Source organism: Candidatus Arsenophonus nilaparvatae, assembly GCF_045346035.1.
In the GTDB taxonomy this organism is placed as follows: Bacteria; Pseudomonadota; Gammaproteobacteria; order Enterobacterales; family Enterobacteriaceae; genus Arsenophonus; species Arsenophonus nilaparvatae.
In genome coordinates this window covers 627,898-646,419 of the sequence record NZ_CP158507.1, presented here as the reverse complement: position 1 = coordinate 646,419, position 18,522 = coordinate 627,898, and the positions used below count along the sequence as shown (strand labels likewise).

At 40.5% G+C, this 18,522-nt stretch carries 17 protein-coding genes; 14 read left to right on the top strand and 3 right to left on the bottom strand.

Annotated elements, in window-relative coordinates:
• Positions 1 to 14: 14 nt before the first annotated feature.
• The 12 genes from nuoI (at position 15) to menE (ending at position 13,583) form a co-directional block, all read left to right on the top strand.
• Complete coding sequence (nuoI, locus tag WH390_RS03205; protein ID WP_032114672.1) at positions 15 to 557, top strand: NADH-quinone oxidoreductase subunit NuoI; 543 nt, start codon at positions 15 to 17, stop codon at positions 555 to 557.
• A 12-nt stretch (positions 558 to 569) separates the two neighbouring features.
• Entirely contained in the window at positions 570 to 1,103 is a 534-nt protein-coding gene (gene nuoJ, locus WH390_RS03200; RefSeq protein ID WP_032114671.1) for an NADH-quinone oxidoreductase subunit J, read from the top strand.
• Positions 1,100 to 1,402, top strand: coding sequence for an NADH-quinone oxidoreductase subunit NuoK (gene nuoK, locus WH390_RS03195; RefSeq protein ID WP_026822041.1), 303 nt, complete (start codon positions 1,100 to 1,102; stop codon positions 1,400 to 1,402). The genes nuoJ and nuoK overlap by 4 nt, the downstream gene beginning before the upstream one ends.
• Entirely contained in the window at positions 1,399 to 3,246 is a 1,848-nt protein-coding gene (nuoL, locus tag WH390_RS03190) for an NADH-quinone oxidoreductase subunit L (protein WP_032114670.1), read from the top strand. Before nuoK ends, nuoL begins: the two co-directional genes overlap by 4 nt.
• A gap of 19 nt (positions 3,247 to 3,265) precedes the next feature.
• On the top strand, positions 3,266 to 4,786 hold the full coding sequence (nuoM, locus tag WH390_RS03185) for an NADH-quinone oxidoreductase subunit M (RefSeq protein ID WP_032114669.1): 1,521 nt from the start codon (positions 3,266 to 3,268) through the stop codon (positions 4,784 to 4,786).
• 6 nt (positions 4,787 to 4,792) lie between these two features.
• A complete protein-coding gene (gene nuoN, locus WH390_RS03180) occupies positions 4,793 to 6,247 on the top strand; it encodes an NADH-quinone oxidoreductase subunit NuoN (protein ID WP_032114668.1) in 1,455 nt (484 codons plus the stop codon).
• 180 nt (positions 6,248 to 6,427) lie between these two features.
• Positions 6,428 to 7,765 carry an isochorismate synthase MenF gene (gene menF, locus WH390_RS03175; protein ID WP_238565662.1) on the top strand — a complete coding sequence of 446 codons (1,338 nt, stop codon included), beginning with the start codon at positions 6,428 to 6,430 and terminating at the stop codon, positions 7,763 to 7,765.
• Between the two features lie 116 nt (positions 7,766 to 7,881).
• A complete protein-coding gene (gene menD / locus WH390_RS03170) occupies positions 7,882 to 9,555 on the top strand; it encodes a 2-succinyl-5-enolpyruvyl-6-hydroxy-3-cyclohexene-1-carboxylic-acid synthase (RefSeq protein WP_032114667.1) in 1,674 nt (557 codons plus the stop codon).
• Positions 9,555 to 10,328, top strand: coding sequence for a 2-succinyl-6-hydroxy-2,4-cyclohexadiene-1-carboxylate synthase (gene menH, locus WH390_RS03165; protein WP_032114666.1), 774 nt, complete (start codon positions 9,555 to 9,557; stop codon positions 10,326 to 10,328). The genes menD and menH overlap by 1 nt, the downstream gene beginning before the upstream one ends.
• 2 nt (positions 10,329 to 10,330) lie before the next feature.
• On the top strand, positions 10,331 to 11,188 hold the full coding sequence (gene menB, locus WH390_RS03160; RefSeq protein ID WP_032114665.1) for a 1,4-dihydroxy-2-naphthoyl-CoA synthase: 858 nt from the start codon (positions 10,331 to 10,333) through the stop codon (positions 11,186 to 11,188).
• On the top strand, positions 11,188 to 12,162 hold the full coding sequence (menC, locus tag WH390_RS03155; RefSeq protein WP_032114664.1) for an o-succinylbenzoate synthase: 975 nt from the start codon (positions 11,188 to 11,190) through the stop codon (positions 12,160 to 12,162). The genes menB and menC overlap by 1 nt, the downstream gene beginning before the upstream one ends.
• Complete coding sequence (menE, locus tag WH390_RS03150) at positions 12,159 to 13,583, top strand: o-succinylbenzoate--CoA ligase (protein WP_032114663.1); 1,425 nt, start codon at positions 12,159 to 12,161, stop codon at positions 13,581 to 13,583. Before menC ends, menE begins: the two co-directional genes overlap by 4 nt.
• 132 nt (positions 13,584 to 13,715) lie before the next feature.
• Here the strand turns inward: menE and WH390_RS03145 are convergent, their stop codons facing one another.
• The gene (locus WH390_RS03145; protein WP_032114662.1) at positions 13,716 to 15,179 is read right to left on the bottom strand and encodes a catalase; all 1,464 of its coding nucleotides are present in this window, start codon (positions 15,177 to 15,179) and stop codon (positions 13,716 to 13,718) included.
• A 271-nt stretch (positions 15,180 to 15,450) separates the two neighbouring features.
• Here WH390_RS03145 and WH390_RS03140 point away from each other — a divergent pair, with 271 nt between their 5' ends.
• A complete protein-coding gene (locus tag WH390_RS03140; protein WP_032114661.1) occupies positions 15,451 to 15,993 on the top strand; it encodes a YfaZ family outer membrane protein in 543 nt (180 codons plus the stop codon).
• A 61-nt stretch (positions 15,994 to 16,054) separates the two neighbouring features.
• Here the strand turns inward: WH390_RS03140 and tyrP are convergent, their stop codons facing one another.
• The gene (gene tyrP / locus WH390_RS03135) at positions 16,055 to 17,209 is read right to left on the bottom strand and encodes a tyrosine transporter TyrP (protein WP_406850678.1); all 1,155 of its coding nucleotides are present in this window, start codon (positions 17,207 to 17,209) and stop codon (positions 16,055 to 16,057) included.
• Positions 17,210 to 17,482: 273 nt separating this feature from the next.
• Here tyrP and WH390_RS03130 point away from each other — a divergent pair, with 273 nt between their 5' ends.
• Complete coding sequence (locus WH390_RS03130) at positions 17,483 to 18,220, top strand: bifunctional 2-polyprenyl-6-hydroxyphenol methylase/3-demethylubiquinol 3-O-methyltransferase UbiG (RefSeq protein WP_032114659.1); 738 nt, start codon at positions 17,483 to 17,485, stop codon at positions 18,218 to 18,220.
• A gap of 28 nt (positions 18,221 to 18,248) precedes the next feature.
• Here the strand turns inward: WH390_RS03130 and yfaE are convergent, their stop codons facing one another.
• Positions 18,249 to 18,521: a class I ribonucleotide reductase maintenance protein YfaE gene (gene yfaE, locus WH390_RS03125; RefSeq protein WP_032114658.1), complete on the bottom strand. Its 273-nt coding sequence runs from the start codon at positions 18,519 to 18,521 to the stop codon at positions 18,249 to 18,251.
• Position 18,522 lies beyond the last annotated feature (1 nt).

Genomic DNA, 18,522 nt, shown 5'->3' with positions numbered 1-18,522 from the left:
GGGAGGATTGAGCCATGACATTAAAAGAGTTAGTGGTTGGTTTGGCCACCCAGATACGTAGTATTTGTATGATCGGGCTACATGCTTTTCATAAACGTGAAACGAAAATGTACCCGGAGGAGCCGGTTTATGTACCTCCTCGTTATCGTGGGCGTATTGTATTGACCCGAGATCCTGACGGTAAAGAACGTTGTGTGGCTTGTAATTTATGTGCGGTAGTTTGTCCGGTTGGCTGCATTTCATTACAAAAAGCGGAACAGCCAGATGGTCGTTGGTATCCAGAATTTTTCCAGATCAATTTTTCCCGTTGTATTTTCTGCGGTTTATGTGAAGAGGCTTGTCCGACTACCGCTATTCAACTAACGCCTGATTTTGAAATGGGGGAATATAAACGCCAAGATCTGGTCTATGAAAAACAAGATTTGTTGATTTCAGGGCCAGGTAAATATCCAGATTATAATTTTTATCACAAAACGGGTATGGCGATTAGTGGTAAAGATAAAGGTGAAGCGGATAATGAAGCTAAGCCTATTAATGTTAAAGATTTGTTGCCATAAGGAGCGATGTTTATGGAATTTGCATTTTATGTCGCTGGATTGGTGGCTATTTTGGCGACGCTTAGGGTAATAACACATACCAATCCAGTACATGCGCTGTTGTATCTGATCGTTTCTCTGTTAGCTTTATCGATCGTTTTCTTCTCGGTTGGTTCTTATTTTGCCGGTGCCTTAGAGATTATCGTCTATGCCGGGGCTATTATGGTGCTGTTTGTGTTTGTGGTCATGATGCTTAATTTAGGTAAATCAGTCGTTGATCAGGAGCGTGCCTGGCTACAACCAAAAGCATGGATTGGCCCAGCTATCCTTTCAGCAGTTTTACTTAGCGTGATTATCTATGCCATTGTTTCAATAAAACATAGCCAGATAAAAGGTCAGATGATTAGTGCTAAGGAGGTTGGTATGAGCTTATTTGGTCCTTACGTATTGGCCGTTGAACTGATTTCTTTACTGTTATTGGCGGGTCTTGTCGTGGCATTTCATATTGGACGTGAAAAGCGGCTTAACTCTCTGGATAGTCATTCGGATGTGGAGGAACAAGTATGATCCTTCTGCAACACGGTTTAATTTTAGCGGCAATTTTATTTGTTTTAGGTTTAAGTTGTCTGCTGATCCGGCGCAATCTTCTCTTTATGTTAATTGGATTAGAAATAATGATTAACTCAGCCGCATTGGCTTTTGTGGTGGCGGGTAGTTATTGGGGACAAGCTGATGGCCAAGTCATGTATATTCTAACGATTAGCTTGGCTGCCGCGGAAGCAAGTATAGGATTGGCGTTGTTATTGCAACTTCATCGTCATCGCCAGAACCTTAATATTGATGAAGTCAGTGAGATGCGCGGATGAATTTACTCTATTTAACCATTCTGCTGCCACTATTGGGATTTCTACTACTCGCATTCTCTCGCGGACGTTGGTCGGAAAATGTGTCCGCTATCATCGGGGTTGGTTCGGTAGGGTTGGCAGCACTGGTAACATTTTGGCTAGCGATTGATTTTTTCGCTAATAATGCTGACGGTGGTTATGCTTATCGTCAAACATTGTGGCACTGGATAGCAGTAGGCGACTTTAACATCCCAATTACACTGGTACTTGACGGTTTATCGTTAACCATGTTGGCAGTTGTGACAGGCGTCGGCTTTTTAATTCATCTATACGCTTCTTGGTATATGCGTGGTGAAGAAGGTTATTCTCGTTTTTTTGCTTATACCAATTTGTTTATTGCCAGTATGGTTGTTTTAGTTTTGGCTGATAACATGATGCTAATGTACCTGGGTTGGGAAGGCGTCGGGTTATGTAGTTACTTGCTAATCGGTTTTTATTACACCAATCCAGAAAATGGCAAAGCAGCCATGAAGGCTTTTTTTGTCACGCGGATTGGTGATGTATTTTTAGCTATTGGCATGTTTATTCTCTATAACCAATTTGGCACCCTTAATTTCCATCAATTGAGCATACTGGTACCACAACAAATTAGTGCAGGCTCTTCGCTGATTAATTGGGCCACGCTAATGATCCTTGGCGGTGCAGTCGGTAAATCTGCTCAGTTGCCTTTGCAGACCTGGTTAGCCGATGCAATGGCGGGGCCAACTCCAGTATCTGCGCTTATTCATGCCGCAACAATGGTAACTGCTGGAGTTTATTTAATCGCTCGCACGCATAGCCTATTTTTGATGGCGCCGGAAATATTGCACTTAGTCGCTATTATTGGTGCAGTCACCCTAATATTGGCTGGATTTGCGGCCTTAGTACAAACAGATATCAAGCGCGTATTAGCTTATTCGACGATGAGTCAAATAGGTTATATGTTTTTAGCTTTAGGTGTTCAGGCTTGGGATGCGGCTATTTTTCATTTAATGACCCACGCTTTCTTTAAAGCTTTACTCTTTTTATCCGCTGGCTCAGTGATTGTTGCCTGTCACCATGAACAAAATATATTCAAGATGGGTGGTTTACGTAAAACGTTACCTTTTGTTTATGGTTGTTTTTTAATCGGCGGTGGCGCGCTAGCGGCAATACCACTAGTTACTGCCGGTTTTTATAGCAAAGACGATATCTTATGGGGAGCAGCCCTTCAAGGAGAAACAGTTTTACTCTGGGCTGGTATAGTTGGTGCATTTATGACCTCACTTTATACCTTCCGTATGATTTTTATTGTCTTCCATGGCAAAAAACAGACCTCAGCTCAAACTGTCGGTGGTATTAGTCATACTCTGCCGTTAGCGGTATTAGCAGTTTTATCTACGGTTATTGGTGCACAGATTGTTCAACCGTTAGCGGGCATATTTCCTGTCAATGAAATAATCAATAAGTCAGGTAAAGCTAGGCTGGAAATAATTTCAGCAATTGTTGCATTATTGGGGTTGGCACTGGCGGTATTCCTCTATATAGGCAAACGTAAGGTTGCTAAATCAATTGCTAAAAGCGCAGCAGAGCGTTTCTTTACTATTTGGTGGTATCAGGCTTGGGGATTTGACCAACTCTATAACCTTATTTTTGTAAAACCATTTAAAGCAATTGCTCAATTATTGGCAAATGATCCTGTCAATTCATTAATGAATATTCCCGCTGTGATGTCACGTTGGGGCAATAAAGGCTTAACGTTAAGCCAGAATGGGCAGATCCGTTGGTATTTGGCTTCTATGGGGTTAGGGGCAGTGTTGATGTTAGCACTGTTACTTCTGGTTTAATTAAGGGACACATTGCGCCATGCTATTACCTTGGCTAATACTTCTCCCCTTCATCGGTGGTGTCTTATGTTGGCTGTCCGAACGATTCAATAAATGGGCACCACGCTATTTGGCACTGCTTGTGATGGGGTTAACTCTGCTCCTCTCTGTATTACTTTGGTTGCAGGGAAATTATTCGTTGCCTGATACGTTGGCATTACCCCAATGGCAGGCGATCTTTTTCATGCCATGGATCACGCCATTAGGTATTAATATTGCCCTAGCCATTGATGGTTTATCATTACTAATGATAGTGCTAACGGCTATTATGGGGATTTTTTCCATATTGAGTTCGTGGAGTGAAAATCAACCTAATCAGGGTGCTTATCACTTCCATTTGATGTGGATTTTAGCCGGCGTGATGGGAATTTTCATGGCGGTGGATCTGTTTTTGTTTTTTTTCTTCTGGGAAATGATGTTGATCCCGATGTATTTCCTAATTGCTAATTGGGGACATAAAGGCTCAGAAGAACGTGCACATGTTAATGCTGCAACTAAGTTTTTTATTTATACCCAAGCAAGTGGCTTGATTATGTTGCTGGCGATTGTGGCATTGGCATTAATTCATTATCAATCATCGGGTCATTGGTCATTTGCCTATCACGATCTGTTAAATACCAAAATGTCAGCGCTGACACAGTATTTATTGATGCTGGGATTTTTTATTGCCTTTGCGGTAAAAATGCCTTTGGTACCTTTTCATGGATGGATGGCAGACGCGCAGGAACAATCCCCAACGGCCGGCTCCGTTGATATTTCAGGTATCATGCTGAAAACGGCCGCTTATGGTTTATTGCGTTTCACTTTACCGCTATTTCCTGAAGCATCGATTCAATTTACCCCTATCGCCATGACGTTAGGTGTGATCAGTATATTTTATGGTGCATGGTTAGCATTTAAACAGACAGATATCAAACGTCTGGTGGCTTATAGTAGTTTGTCGCATATGGGGTTTGTTACCGTCGCCATTTATGCAGGCTCCATTCTTGCTTACCAAGGAGCTGTGTTACAGATGATTGCCAATGGTTTATCAGGTGCGGCTTTGATCATTATTAGTGGTCAACTTTATGAACGCACCGGAACACGTGATATGCGCATGATGGGCGGATTATGGAAACGGATCATGTGGCTGCCTGCGCTATCACTATTTTTTGCGGTTGCAACCTTAGGAATGCCGGGTACCGGAAATTTTGTCGGTGAGTTTATGATCCTATTTGGTACTTTTGGCCAATTTAAATTGGTGACCATTATTATGGTATTCGGTGTAGTATTTGCATCTATTTATGCACTTTGGATGATGCAACAAGTTTATTATGGTACTGCAAAATCGGAAAAAGCACTGCCTGCTTTAAATGGTCGCGAAGTGTTGGTTTTATTGACATTAGCACTATTATTAGTGGTATTAGGTTTTTATCCGCAACCGGTGTTAGATACTCCAAAAAATGTGATGGAATCACTCCACAGTTTATATTCCATTTCATTTTCAACATTAAGGCCATAATTCGTCATGACCATAACTTTTGAACAATTGATCGCATTGTCACCACTTTTGATCGTTGGGCTATTAGTGGTGATTGTGATGTTATCCATTGCCTGGCAACGCCATCATTTAATCAATGTCACATTAACAATAACCGGTTTTATTATTGCCCTGCTATCTTGCTTGTTAATTGGAGATAGGTTGCCGATTGAAGTGACGCCATTAATCTATGTCGATAAATATTCACTTTTCTATAGCATACTGATTTTGATTGCCGGTATTGGCACAGCAATTTATGCCTATCGATGGCTTGCAGGGTATCCGGATAATAAAGAAGAGTTTTATTTATTACTAAGTATTGCGGTAACGGGCGGGATTCTGTTATCAATGGCTAATCATTTAGCAACCTTATTTATTGGTATTGAATTGATTTCATTGCCATTATTTGGCTTAGTTGGTTATGCCTTTACTCAGAAGCGTTCATTAGAAGCTAGCATTAAATATATGTTACTATCCGCGGCTGCTTCTGCATTTTTATTGTTTGGTATGGCATTACTTTATGCTGAATCAGGCAGTTTAGCCTTTGCCAAATTAGGTTCAAGCCTAAATGAGCATATTATTCACTATCCAGTCCTTATGGTTGGTTTAGGCATGATGTTGGTTGGTATTGGTTTTAAACTCTCTTTTGTCCCATTCCAATTATGGACGCCGGATGTTTATCAAGGTGCGCCTGCACCAGTTGCGACATTTTTGGCAACTGCCAGCAAGATCGCTATTTTTGCGGTTTTAATGCGTCTACTGATGACATCGCCCCTAGCAGAAAGTCAGGCATTATTGTCAGTACTCAGCGTTATTGCCATTGCTTCTATACTGTTTGGTAATTTGATGGCTATTTCACAACAGAGCATTAAGCGTCTGTTAGGCTACTCATCTATTGCCCATATGGGATATTTGCTACTACCGTTAATTGCTTTACAGACTGATAGTGTTGCAGCACAAATTACAGTGTCAATCTACTTTATTGGCTATTTATTCGCTAGTTTAGGGGCTTTTGGCGTGGTAAGTATTCTATCCAGTCCTTATTGTGGCGATGATAAAGACGATATTAGTGTTTATCGGGGATTATATTGGCGCCAACCGGTTCTAGCGATTATTTTGACTATCATGATGTTGTCGTTAGCTGGCATACCGATTACTTTAGGTTTTATTGGTAAATTTTATCTCATCATTAGCGCTATCAATGCCGAGCTGTGGTGGCTAACGGCTGCCGTTATTGTCGGTAGTGCGATGGGTTTATATTATTATTTACGTTTTATGGCCAGTCTATATAGCCGTCAGCCAATAACAAATAATCAATCTGACAAACAGTCAAATGTTAATTTAGCAACTTTATTTGCGCTCTTGTGTGCTGTTATTACAATTTTATTGGGAATATGGCCACAACCATTGTTTGAGATTGCGGTTGCTGCCTTGGCGGCATAAATATCAGTATACGTTAATAACCCAGCGCTAATATCGCTGGGTTTTTTACGCTCAATGTTATCAAAAGTGAAAAAACTAACCAATGGTTTGCTAAAGATACAAATAGCAGAATAAATACGAGGTTAGCCAATTGGCTTGATAAAATGATTTATTGGATGGTAAGTCAAGAGGATAGTAATAGTGGTTAATATTACCGAGTTTATGGCAAGTGTTCATCAATTTTTATCTGAACAACAAATCGATGCTGGAAGTGTGCGACAATATGAATTCCCTTTACCCGCTGATATCACATTTCCTGCTTTAGATTGGTTAGCCAGTCAGCAATTTTATCCTCAATTTTATTGGTATCATCGCGATGGTCATGAAGAAGCGGTTTTACTCGGTGAGGTAAAACATTTTAGCAACATTGCTGATGCTGAACAATTTTTACAGCAACAAACAGCAATACCAACCATGCGGATCTGGGGATTGAACGCTTGGCAGCCACTGCCGGATAATGAATATTATGCCGATTTTGTTGGTAATGATAGCTATTTGTTTTTACCACGAATTGAGTTTCGTCATTGTCAAGAAAAGTGGATATTGGCTATCAATATTATTGATCAACAAGATCTGCCAGATGCCCTGCAATTTTTATCCAAATTGCAATCAGTCAAACCCATCTTGCCGATTAATAGCCGTATTAAGCGAATTCAACACCTTCCTGAATATCAACAATGGCACGATTTAACCACTCAGGCAGTAGAACTGATCAATAGTGGGGTTATGGATAAAGTTGTGATTGCCCGTCAAACGGATATTCAATTAACCAAACCGTTAAATCCGGCAAGTCTACTGTCGGCAAGTAAAGCGGTTAATGGTCAATGTTATCATTTTATGATGTCCTTTAACGCTCAACATACCTTTTTATCATCAACTCCTGAGCGACTTTATTATCGTAAATTTCAACAACTTTACACTGAAGCATTAGCTGGAACAGTAGTTAATTCATCAGACCCCATAGTCAGAAAAACCAATTCCGATTGGTTAATGAATGATGATAAAAATCAACATGAAAATTTACTGGTGGTGGAGGATATTTGCCAAAGATTGCACAATAATAGTGAAAAAATTGATGTTTCCCCACCTGATATTATTTTATTACGTAAAATTCAGCATTTGCGTCGTCTTATTCATGTCACGTTACATCATGCTAGCGATAGCGACTGTCTATACCGTTTACAGCCAACCGCTGCGGTTGCCGGTGTACCGAGGAAAATAGCCAAGCATTTTTTACAGCAAAATGAGCCTATTTGCCGCGGTTGGTACGCAGGTAGTGCCGGTTATTTATCACTAAATCAAAGTGAATTTGTGGTTTCTTTGCGTTGTGCACATATCAATTATGATCATCTTCGGCTTTATGCCGGCGCCGGTATTGTTAAGGATTCAGATCCGCAGCAAGAATGGCTTGAAGTCGAAAATAAGGCCGCAGGTTTACAAACATTGCTAAATAGAGACATATTTTGTTGTGAAAGTTGATATTAACAACAAAAATAATTTTTTAGCGTCATTTTATTGAACTGGAATAAGGAAAATCACGTAATTTTACTTAAAATTGCTATTATTTTATTTCTTATTTCTGCTTTGAGTAATATATGTCGCATAGTGTTTTTAACCGTCAATGGGCGGAAGTCATTTTGGAAGCATTAACCAGACATGATTTAAGTCATGTTTGTATTGCGCCAGGTTCTCGCTCTACGCCATTGACATTGGCAGCTGCGGCACATAGTAAATTAATTTGCCATACTCACTATGATGAGCGAGGGTTGGGCTATTTTGCTTTAGGCTTGGCTAAAGTTATTAGTAAACCGGTGGCGGTTATTGTTACTTCTGGTACCGCAGTAGCTAACTTATATCCTGCTTTAATAGAAGCCGGATTGACCGGTGAAAATATCATTTTTTTAACCGCCGATAGACCTGCTGAATTAATTGATTGTGGTGCTAATCAGGCTATCCGACAAACGGCTATTTTTGCTGATCATCCAGCACAAACATTAGCATTGCCTAACCCAACACAAGCTATCAATGCACAATGGTTGGTGAGCACTATTGACAATGCGATGAATAATCTTTCTCACGGCACTTTGCATATCAATTGCCCATTTGCTGAACCTTTATATGGTGACAGCGCAGCACAAATTGACTGGCAATATTCACTGGCTAGTTGGTGGCAATCTTCGACACCCTGGTTGATAGGTTCCAGATCCAGCTCACTAGCATTAGTTGTTGATTGGCATATTTGGCGACAAAAAAAAGGTCTCGTGATTGCGGGCAGAATGCGGCCTGATGAGGGAGAAAAAGTTGTCCAGTGGGCAGAAATGCTAGGCTGGCCAGTTATTAGTGATGTTTTATCACAAACTGGGCAACCTTTACCATGCGCTGATCTCTGGCTATCCGTAACAGAGGCAAAAAACATTCTGCAAAATGTAGAGCTAGTCGTCCAGTTTGGCTCAAGTTTAACCAGTAAACGTTTATTAGAATGGCAAGCACAATGCCAACCAGAAGAATATTGGATTATTGATAGCATTCCCGGTCGTTTGGATCCGACTCATCATCGTGGTAGGCGGTTGGTTAGTACCGTATCTGACTGGTTAATTGCGCATCCGCCAATTAGCTGTTTGCCTTGGGCGCATGCATTGACAGAAATTGTCAATAACGTTCATAGCACGGTTAGTAAACAGTTTGCTCAACAATTCTCAGAGGCCGCTATTGCTCATCAACTTGCACATTTGTTACCGACAGATGGGCAACTTTTTGTTGGTAATAGTTTGATTGTCAGATTAATTGATGCTCTAGGTCAATTACCGATCAGTTATCCAATTTATAGCAATCGTGGAGCAAGTGGTATTGATGGTTTGATCGCTACGCTAGCCGGTGTGCAAGCTGCCAATGCAAAACCCACATTGGGGATTATCGGCGATATTTCGGCGCTTTATGACTTAAATAGTCTAAATTTATTACGTGCTTGCGTGGCGCCCATGGTGTTGATTGTGGTGAATAATAATGGTGGCCAAATATTCTCTATGTTACCTACTCCTGAGATGGAAAGAGAACGTTTTTATTGCCTGCCTCATCATCTGCAATTTAAGCATGCGGCCGCTATGTTTGGACTATCTTACGCCTCACCATCAAATTGGCTTCAGTTGAAAGATACCATCAACAATTATTGGCAGCAGGGCGGCAAGGCGTTGATGATCGAATTGTTAGTAGCCGGTGATGAAGGCGCGAGAACACTCAATCAGCTTGTTAACCAGATGATGGAATTATAATGCTATATACGCGAAGATATCATGAAAAATGTGCTGGAACATGGTTAGTTTGGTTACATGGTCTACTTGGCAACGGCAGTGAATGGCTACCTATTATAGAAAAATGTGTTAATCGCCCGTCACTTACAATTGACTTACCGGGACATGGGCGCTCACCTCACATTCAATTAACCGATTTTTCTCACGTAAATCGGCTAATTGAGCAGGCTATTGGGGCTAATCAAATTGATAGTTACTATCTAATCGGCTATTCGTTGGGTGGCAGAATTGCTATGTATTACGCCTGTCAGTTTCAACCCACTAAATTAAAAGGCTTGATTGTTGAGGGGGCTAATGTTGGTTTAACACAGCCAACGGATCGCCTGCTACGTATAAAGCATGATCAGTCTTGGGCAAAACGCTTTCGATGTGAGCCAATGGATAGTGTCTTATCTGACTGGTATCAGCAAGCCGTTTTTGATGATTTATCTGCCGAGCAACGGCAACAATTAATTACTGAACGCAGCAATAACCGTGGTGAATATGTAGCTCATTTATTGGAAACGACTTCACTAGGTAAACAACCTTTTTTAGTCAATAAATTATTACAGCGAAACTACCCGTTCAGCTACCTCTGTGGTGAGTATGACGAAAAATTTTGCTCTATCTCACAACAATTTTCGTTACCACTTATCCGGATACCTGGAGCTGGGCATAATGCCCATCGTAGTAATCCAGTCGCTTATGCTACAGCAGTGGAGCGTTTTTTAACATTTTCTGACGGAAGGAATTGAATATGCAATGTCTGAATGAAGAACAACTTTATGCTGTTGCTCAATGGCATGATTATTCAGCCCAATTTGAAGATATTCTGTATCATAAAAGCAAAGATGGAATTGCTAAAATTACAATCAATCGTCCACATGTTCGTAATGCATTTCGGCCACAAACCGTCAAAGAGATGATCCAGGCGTTATCCGACGCCCGTTACGATAATGCGATAGGTTGCATCATTTTAACCGGCCAGGGTGAGAAAGCCTTTTGTGCCGGTGGTGATCAGAAAATTCGTGGTGATTATGGTGGTTATCGAGATGATAATGGCGTTCACCACTTAAATATTTTAGATTTTCAACGGCAAATTAGGACCTGCCCAAAGCCGATTGTTGCTATGGTTGCCGGTTATGCGATTGGCGGTGGGCATGTATTACATATGATGTGTGATTTAACCATTGCTGCTGACAATGCCATATTTGGTCAAACGGGGCCTAAGGTTGGCTCATTTGATGGTGGTTGGGGAGCGTCCTATATGGCACGCATCGTTGGACAAAAAAAAGCACGCGAAATTTGGTTCTTATGCCGTCAATATGATGCACGGTCAGCACTAGAGATGGGATTGGTAAATCAGGTTGTGCCTTATGCTGAATTGGAGCGTGAAACGGTAGGCTGGTGTCGTGAGATATTAAAAAATAGCCCAATGGCACTACGCTGTCTGAAAGCAGCGCTTAATGCGGATTGTGACGGCCAGGCCGGTTTACAAGAGTTAGCCGGTAATGCAACCATGTTATTTTACATGACCGAAGAAGGGCAGGAAGGGAGAAATGCTTTCAATGAAAAACGGCAACCTGATTTTTCAAGCTTTGAGCGTAATCCATAATGCGTAAGGCGGCAATATATCAATTTAGTCTACCTATGGAAGCAGGGATCGTATTAAGGCAGCAGCGATTAAAAACCCGTGATGGTTTTCTTATTCATTTACAGGAAAATGACTCCCAAGGTTGGGGTGAAATTTCACCTTTACCCGAGTTTAGTGTTGAAACACTGGAAATGGCCAGGCAATCATTGCAAACAGGCTTACATAACTGGTGCCAGGGTGCAACAGTTAAAACGTGCCATATTCCATCAGTGGCTTTTGGGCTCAGTTGTGCGCTGGCTGAATTAAAGGCTGAATTACCTGAAATAACCCATTATCCAAAAGCACCCCTTTGCACCGGTGATCTGGATGCGCTTATTTTACAATTAAATGGTACTAGCAGTGAAAAAGTGGCTAAGGTTAAGGTTGGCCTTTATGAGTCGGTGCGGGATGGGATGGTGGTTAATTTGCTACTTGATGCGGTTCCTTTATTGCGTTTACGGTTGGATGCTAATCGAAGCTGGAACCAATCACAAGCCGCCGCGTTTGCCAAGTATATTAAGCCAGCCAATCGCAGTAGAATTGATTTTATTGAAGAGCCTTGTAAAACCATGCTTGACTCATTAGCGTTTGCTCAACAAACGGGGATCGCTATTGCTTGGGATGAAAGTGTGCGCGAACCTAATTTTAAACTTGAAAAACAGCCAGGTGTTAGCGCCATTGTTATTAAACCTACCTTACTGGGTAGCTTAAATCACTGTAAGCAACTTATTGATGACGCCAGGGCTTTGGGATTAAATACTGTAATTAGTTCAAGTCTTGAAAGTAGTTTTGGTCTAACACAATTAGCCAGAATAGCAAGCTGGTTAACACCAGAAACCGTTCCCGGATTAGATACCTTGTCTTTGTTCCAGACTCAACTGGTTCGTCAATGGCCTGAAAGTTCATTGCCATTAATCGGATTAAATGAATTAGAACTAATATGGCAGAATGAATGATATTTAATCAATGGCCTTGGATCTATTGGGCAGAAAAATCGCCTGCTGACATTGCACTGATAACTGTGCATAGACAATATAGTTGGCGGCAATTGGTAGCAAAAATTAATTGCGTTGCCGACAATCTCCACCGTCAGTTGCTTGCTCCCGAGTCGATGATCGTCATGCTAAGAGGAAAAAATAGTTTTTCTATGCTGTTATGTCAGCTGGCATTGCTGCAGTTGGGGGCGCGTATTTTGCCCCTCAATCCACAACTGCCAGAGAGCACAGTAGTAGAATTAATTACCGGTTTGTCGATTGATTATATGATTGATTTTACTGAACAACCGTTGTTTTTGCCGAAGGTAAAATTGTTAGACTATCGCGCAGTAATAGCAAAATCGGTTAATCTTCAACATGGTGTTACTGGCCCGTTACCTTTTATGCCATCGCTGCCGGCAACATTAATATTAACTTCGGGTTCAACCGGAATGGCGAAAGCGGTGGTGCATAATATTACCGCTCATCTCAATAGTGCTAAAGGTGTGCTTTCGTTATTACCGTTTGAACGTGAGGATTGTTGGTTACTTTCTTTACCGCTTTTTCACGTCTCGGGTCAGGGAATTGTTTGGCGGTGGTTATATCGAGGAGCAAGATTAGCAATAAAAGCAACCATTTCATTACCACATGCATTACAGCAATGCAGCCACGCTTCTTTAGTACCCACTCAATTATGGCGTTTATTGAAGATAAAAGAGGTTGAGCAAAAATTCAGTTTACAAAATGTGTTATTAGGCGGTGCGATGATCCCGCTTGAGCTAGTCACTACGGCTAAGCAGCATGGCATCCGTTGTTGGCTCGGCTATGGTATGACAGAAACAGCCTCCACGGTTTGCGCAAAACAAGCAGATAGTACTCTAGGCGTTGGTTTACCTTTAATCGGCAAGTCTCTTCGCTTAGTGAATAATGAAATTCATATTCAGGCTGATAGTTTGGCATTAGGCTATTGGTGGCAGGGTAAAATCTTACCCTTAGCATTAGTTAATGGTTGGTTTGCTAGCCGTGATAAAGGTGCTTTTTCGGGTGGAGAATGGCGGATCTTAGGTCGATTAGATAATCAATTTTTTAGTGGCGGGGAAGGTATTCAACCCGAAGATATCGAATCGATATTGAATAGTCATCCTGATATTAAACAGAGTTTTGTCATTCCAATAGCTGATAAAGAATTTGGTCACCGTCCAGTTGCGGTCATTGAGTCTGATAATCAACAACTGGTAACCAGCTTAAGTCAGTGGTTAAATCATCGGTTAGCGGCCTTTCAACGACCTATTGCTTATTATTTATTGCCTAGTATGTTAATCGATAATGCCGGCATTAAGCTTTCACGCCGCAATATAAAGCAATGGCTTTTGCAGCATCATAATGATAATCAAGTGGATTAAGATAATCTGGTGCTGGCTTTAAGGCGATAATAGATAGTAATGTATATCCTTGGCTAAATACAATTTTTAGACTGCATCAGCGTAAAAATGATCCGGAGAGGTTTTACTCTCTCCGTTTGCTAGCAAGCAATTTTATTTATGCTGTTTTTTTCGCCATTTTTCTAATGCTTTTTCAACCCCTTCACCATATTTAGGGTGTACCTTGCTAAATAGCGCAACCTGCCGCTGCTGGGTTTCAATTGAAGCTTCAACTAATTCACTGGCAATTCTGTCAAACATACGTTTATGTTCGTGTTTACTGAGCAATTTATAAAGTGCTCTTGGCTGACTGTAATAATCTTCATCTTCCCGATGATTCCAGTGATCGGCTGTTCCACATAGTGTCAACGGTGGTTCTTTGAATTGAGGTTGTTCTTGAAATTGGCCCGCACTATTTGGTTCGTAAGTAACCCCATTGCCACTATTACCATCCACTCTCATGGCACCATCACGGTGGTAGTTATGAAATGGACAGTTAGCCTGTGGTTTATTTACTGGGATCTGAAAATTATTGACGCCTAACCGATAACGATGGGCGTCGCCATAAGAGAATAACCGGCCTTGTAACATTTTATCCGGCGAAAAACTAATACCTGGCACGATATTCGCTGGGCTAAAGGCGGCTTGTTCCACATCAGCAAAATAATTATCAGGATTGCGGTTTAATTCAAACTCACCAACATCTATTAATGGGCAATCTTTATGTCGCCATACTTTGGTCAAATCAAATGGGTTGTAAGGCAGTTTAGCGGCATCGGCTTCAGGCATCACTTGGATTTGCAATTTCCAACGTGGATAATTTTGGCTGTTAATGGCATTAAACAGATCACGTTGTGAACTTTCACGATCTTTAGCGATAATTTGTTCCGCTTCGTCATCCATCAAATTTTCAATACCTTGTTGGCAACGAAAATGAAATTTAACCCAGAATCGCTGATTTTTTTCATTAATAAAACTATAGGTATGACTACCGAAACCGTGCATATGGCGGTAGGATTTAGGTATACCTCGGTCACTCATATCAATAGTTAATTGATGAAGAGATTCAGGCAAATGCGAGAAAAAATCCCATTTATAAGCAGGGTTACGTAAATTAGTGTGCGGATCACGTTTTACCACATGATTAAGATCAGGAAATTTTAATGGATCACGTAAATAAAAAACCGGTGTATTATTACCCACTAAATCCCAATTACCTTCTTCAGTGTAAAACTTTAAGGCAAAGCCACGAATATCTCGCTCTGCATCAGCAGCTCCCCGTTCGCCGGCCACGGTAGAAAAACGAATAAATAATTTGGTTTCCTTACCTATTTCAGAGAAGATTTTTGCCCGTGTATATTGGCTAATATCATGGGTAACGGTAAAAGTACCAAATGCTCCAGAGCCCTTGGCATGCATACGGCGTTCAGGAATAACTTCACGATCAAAGTGAGCCAATTTTTCTAAAAACCAAACATCTTGTAATAACATCGGACCTCTAGGGCCTGCGGTGATAACATTATTATTATCAACGACGGGTGTGCCTGCAGCGGTAGTAAGACCTTCTTTTTTCTCCATTACTCATCTCCAGTTTTAGTTGAAATAGATAGAAAATGTAGTTAAAAACAATTAGCAGGTGTTACATAATTTTTATTAATCTTATTAAAGTCATATCAAATAGATTATCTAAGCTAATAAAGTATATAGCCAATCAAAAATACCTATTGCTGCGATATATCAGAGCAAAAAATGTTTTTTACAAAAAAATAATAATAATTCGAAAGAAAATGAAATATATTGTTGATATTTTAGTAACTAGAATAATTAGTAGCTTAGGATAACTATTTTAATGAAAAAATTTTTATTACCGGTAACAGTTGGATGTTTTTTATTCTCAGGTCATTCTAATGCCGCTTCTGTCAGTGCACAAGTAGGAAAAGATTTTACTGAACTAGCGGCTGGTATTGGCAGCAAAGGGGCAGGATTAGGCATAAATGGCAATTGGGCACGTAGCGATCATGATGGTCAGGTAGTTAGCTTAGGGGCAACTTTTGGCTTACCTTTAGGGCCGTTTAGCGCTTATATTGGTGGAAAAGCTTATTATTTATCACCACAAGATAATAATAACGGTTTTGCCTTTGCGGCTGGTGTTGGTGCCAATTGGCAAATTATGCCATCGTTGGCTTTATATGGGGAAGTTTATGGCTCACCGCGTGATTTCACTTCGGGCAATTATGCTTATCAGGAAGCGGATGTGGGCATTAAATATGAAGTGATTAAACCATTAGCGATTAATTTTGGTTATCGTTTTATTAAACTGCAAGGCAAGAGTCAGCATCCTAACAATACCATTGCAGATGGTTTTTATCTTGGTGCAGGCGTCAGTTTCTAGCTGCTTAATTGTTCGCACCATATGAATTATGGTGCTTTACTTTTTCTTTATGTCAAAAGTGTTATCCAACAGCAGGTAACATACCACTAACAATACCAATCTGAATTAAAATCACGGCAACACCACAAGTTAGCACTATTAGTAATGCGGGCGTTCCACCTTTAACCCGATAACGATTAGTTTTATTTGCTTCGATTTTTCTGACGCGCATCACCATCAAAGTTGGCAGAATGAGTGCTAAAATCGATAAAGCAACGGCTGCATAGGTTAAGGCTTGAACAAAACTGCTGAAAAATAGCGCGCAAACCAGTGGTGGCAGGAAGGTTAATAATCCACTCTGCAAGCGACCAAATGGCGTATTTTTACGTTTAAACATATCGGCCAAATAGTCAAACAAACCCAGCGTAACACCTAAAAAAGAGGTCGCTAACGCCAGATCCATAAATAGGTTAACAGCAATATTTACTTGTGAAGTGGCGACGATATCATTAATTGCACTCAGTAATCCGTTTAAACCCGACTGGCTGGCTAATATACCGATAAAGTTGGTTTGTGGGATAGCTCCTAAGGTGGCTATCTGCCATAAAATATAAGCGAATAGTGGGATAGCACTACCAATAATAAAAATTTTACGTAATTTATTGATATTACCATCCATATAGCTTACCAGGCTCGGAATACTACCGTGAAAGCCAAATGAAGTAAAAATGACTGGGATCGCTGATAAGACTAATCCTTTTTCTACTGGCATAGCGGTAAGATTAATATTTTCTACGTGGGGCATCATGACGACTAGCATGATGAGCAGAAAAACAATTTTTGCGATAAACAAAATGCGATTTATCAAATCGACTGAATGAGTGCCAATACAGACAATCGTACCGCCAATAATGGTGAATAAAATAATTGCAGAATTGATGCTAATATTTATACCTGTCCAAGATGAAAGGCTATTAGCGATCAAAACTCCTGCTCCACCGATATAAGCGGTCGCTAATGCATACATCAGTAGTAGCATGCTTAAACTGGTTATCACTCTTCCAGGTAAACCAAGATAACGTTTGGCAATAGAGCCTAAACCTAAATGTGCGGGGTTGTATTGATATACTTCGACTAATAATAACGCGGTATAACTCATTAAAGCCCATAACCCAATTAGCATAAGTGCAATCATGGGAAAACCAACGCCTGATGCGGCAAGCGGCATTGCCAACATACCGGCACCGATTGTTGTGCCAGCAACAATTAAAATACTACCCAGTGTGAGATTTTTCACAAGTGATCCTGAGCCTTATAGCGCTAAATTTAATATGGGGGCAGAGTAAATGATTGATTATTATGTGTCAAATTAATATTACATTTTATGGAATTTTATGTTTACATTATCAGTCTGAACAGTAGTTAATTGAATGATGATCAGGCATAATATAAAAATTTGATTAGAGAGTGATAGTTAAGCTAGTTATATACCAATTATTGGAATTTAGTTATGAAAGAGAATATTTACGATCAGGATGATTTTTTTATTGCCTATAGCCAGTTTCCTCGTTCTGTTGATGGATTAAATGCCGCTGGTGAATGGCCAGCATTACAAAGTTTATTACCTAATTTTCAAGGTAAATCAGTATTAGATTTGGGCTGTGGTTACGGTTGGCATTGTTTATATGCAGCAGAGCATGGCGCGAGAAAAGTGATTGGTACAGATATTTCGCAGAAAATGTTAAAGGTAGCAAAAGAAAAAAATCGCTTTCCTGATACCATTGAATATCGGCAACAAGCGATAGAGGATATTCAGTTTGCTAATGCTAGCTTTGATCTGGTTGTCAGTTCGCTAGCATTACATTATGTCGCTGATTTTGCTCAAGTATGCCATAAAATCTACGCTTGTTTAACCGAGAAAGGCCAGTTTATATTTTCAATCGAGCACCCAGTTTTTACTGCTCATGGTTCACAAGATTGGTGTTATGATAGTTCAGGCTCTAAGCTCCATTGGCCAGTTGATAACTATTTTAACGAAAGTGCGCGTCAGGCAGAATTTCTCGGTCACAAAGTGACTAAGTATCATAAAACCTTAACAACTTATTTAACCAGTTTATTAACAGCTGGATTTTCTATTGCGCGACTCATTGAGCCTCAGCCGGCTGATTATTTGCTAGATAAAATTGATGGCATGAGAGATGAGCTACGACGTCCGATGATGTTACTGGTGGTTGCTGAAAAAGCGTAAACAGTCTTAATGTTAGCGCCCGCTGGTGTTATTGATTGATATCAATATCAATATCGGTGATAGGCCGGCAACTACAGGCTAATATCTCATCTTTATCAATGAAAGCTATTGGTTTATGACGATATGCGACTTTTCCTTTTCGCAGACGAACTCGGCAGGCACCACAAAAGCCTTCCCGACATTGAAATTCAATTTGAATTTTACTCTGTTCCAGAGCATCAAGTAGACTTGTATGTTGTTCGGAATGAAAAGGGATCAGTATGCCCTGCGCGTTGCGCAGGGTAATTTTATAGCTTGCCATA